We start from the raw sequence: 2,631 nt of genomic DNA on the forward strand, positions 1-2,631 counted from the left end.
TGACTATTGCCAATGATATTTACCAGGCTTGCCAAGTTTATGTCCAGTGATTGCCAACAATTGTACCACTGTTTGCCAAGCTACTTACCACTTAAAAAAACTTCTGTATAATGAAAGGGCATACATCACTTTGATGGTGGTGTATGACATCATTATAGGGAGGTTTTTTTGTGTTTCAGTACAGGAAAGTGCTAGCTATGAAAGCGGAAGGGTTCTCTATCCGAAGTATCAGTTCAGCTACAGGGCATTCCAGACAAAAGATTACGACAGTTTTAGAGGTGGCAAAAGAGAAGGAAGTCGACTTAAAAACTCTTGAAGATGTGTCAGACAAGTGGTTAGAAGAGTTTTTATATCCAGAAAAATCTGAAGAAGAATCAAGTTATCGTGCCATTGATTTTGAGTATATTCACAAGGAACTAGCTAAGAAGAATGTGACACTGAGTCTGCTTCATTATGAATATGAAGCACAATGTCGATCAGAAAAAGCCATTCCTTACTCTTATCGATCTTTTGTACGACATTACAAAAATTATGCCGCACGGCATAAAGCAACAATGCGAATTAAACGAAGACCAGGAGAAATATTAGAAGTCGATTGGGCTGGATCAACGGGTGCTATCTTTGATTGTGATACTGGAGAAGTCGTTGATGTGTATGTTTTTGTCGCTACTTTACCAAGCAGTCAATTATCTTACGTTGAAGGGTTCTTGAGTATGAATATGACTAGCTGGATTAAAGCTCACACGCATGCCTATGATTACTTTGGAGGGGTGACAGAGATCCTCGTTCCAGATAACTTAAAAACAGGTGTACAAGAACATTCACGTAAACAATTGATATTGAATCCAACATACAAAGATATGGCCAATCACTACAATACCATTATTATGCCCGCACGCGTAAAAGCACCTAAAGACAAAGCGAGTGTTGAAGGATCAGTCAGAACTATTTCAACCTGGATTATTGCCTCATTAAGACATTCGCAGTGTTTCTCGCTTGATGAGTGGAATAGTTTAGCTAAACAGAAATTAGAGATGTTTAACGATAGAGCATTTACTAAACGTGAAGGGTCAAGACGATCTGCATTTCTGGCAGAGGAAAAAGACTTTCTTTCCCCTCTACCGCCCATGCCATATCAAATGTCTGAGTGGTTAACCGCCAAAGTCCAACCAGACTATCACATCTCTGTTAAAAGCCAATTTTATTCGGTACCCTATGAATATATTAGCCAACAAGTTGATGTGAAAGCCACAGATCACCTGATAGAGGTATTCTATAACCATATGCGAATAGCCTCTCATACCAGATTATATGGTAAATATGGACGTCAGTCTACCAATCCTGATCACATGCCTGATGAGCATCGATTATATATTGATCAAACGCCTAAAAACGCTAAAGCTTGGGGAAAAGATATCGGACCTAACACATTAATGGTGGTGGACTATTTCTTTAAACATGCCCAAATAGAAAAGCAAGCCGTCCAGTCGGTATTTACACTCAAAAAAGTTTTGAGAAAATATGCGACCTATGAATTGGAACGTGCTTGTGAAGATGTGTTACGCGCTACGAAGAGACCGACGGTCTCTTTAATTAAAACAATATTAAAAAATAATCAAAAACGCACAGTAGAAAGTCAATCAGAACAGTCAACGGATCAAGTGAATAAAGACTATGGCTTCACCCGCGGAGCAAATTATTATGGAGGGCAATCACATGATGAATGAAGAAACCATTCGAAAATTAGTTGAAATGAAATTGGGCGGCATGGCCGATGGTTATAAACACCAATCACAAAACCAACAGTACACAAAAATGGACTTTGAAGAACGTTTTAAAATATTGGTAGACCAAGAACATTCCCGTCGTAGAAGCAATCGCCTTCAACGTCTCATACAACAAGCGCAATTTGAAATTCCAACAGCAGCAATAGAAGATATTCAGTACTTTGATGATAGACGACTGTCTAAAGAAGATATCTTACGTCTAGCCAGTGGTTTATATCTAGACAATCATCATAATATCATTCTAATGGGCGCGACAGGTGCTGGTAAAACATATTTAGCTTGTGCGTTAGGTGTTTCTGCATGTCGTCAATTTTATAACGTCCAATATGTGCGATTGCCTGATTTACTAGATGAATTTAAAATAGCAAAAGCTGAACCAAATGATAGTTATAAGAAACTTATGCGCAAGTATACGAAGAAAGACCTTATGATTATCGATGAATGGCTTCTGCATGACTTATCAGAAGAAGAACTTTTCCTAACGATGGAAATAATAGAAAAACGGGAAAGAAAGGCTTCAACGATATTCTGTACGCAGATTGGTACAGGTGGTTGGCACGCTAGATTAGGTAGCGGCCCCACAGGAGAAGCTGTCATTGATCGCATCGTGCATAATGCTTACACCATTATGATTGATGGAGAAGTTTCCATGCGAGAACGGCTAGGTTTATCAAACGAATTCTAACAGCATTCATACAAAAAACATCCCACTCAACTTAACGTATGTTTAATTTGGGTGGGATGAATGATCAGTGGTAACATGACATGGCAAAGGGTGGTACATTTCGTGGCAACAGGTGGTTAAAAACTTGGCACTAGTGGTACATTCCTTTGGCAGTAGTCA

At 39.0% G+C, this 2,631-nt stretch carries 2 protein-coding genes; both read left to right on the forward strand.

Annotation, left to right across the window (positions count from 1 at the left end):
* Window positions 1-170: 170 nt before the first annotated feature.
* A complete protein-coding gene (gene istA, locus DES38_RS11840) occupies window positions 171-1,727 on the forward strand; it encodes an IS21 family transposase (RefSeq protein ID WP_110252286.1) in 1,557 nt (518 codons plus the stop codon).
* Window positions 1,717-2,472, forward strand: coding sequence for an ATP-binding protein (locus DES38_RS11845; RefSeq protein WP_211305867.1), 756 nt, complete (start codon window positions 1,717-1,719; stop codon window positions 2,470-2,472). Before istA ends, DES38_RS11845 begins: the two co-directional genes overlap by 11 nt.
* The last annotated feature ends 159 nt before the right edge of the window (window positions 2,473-2,631 follow it).

The sequence above is a fragment of the Streptohalobacillus salinus genome (genome assembly GCF_003201605.1).
Taxonomy (GTDB): Bacteria; Bacillota; Bacilli; order Bacillales; family Amphibacillaceae; genus Streptohalobacillus; species Streptohalobacillus salinus.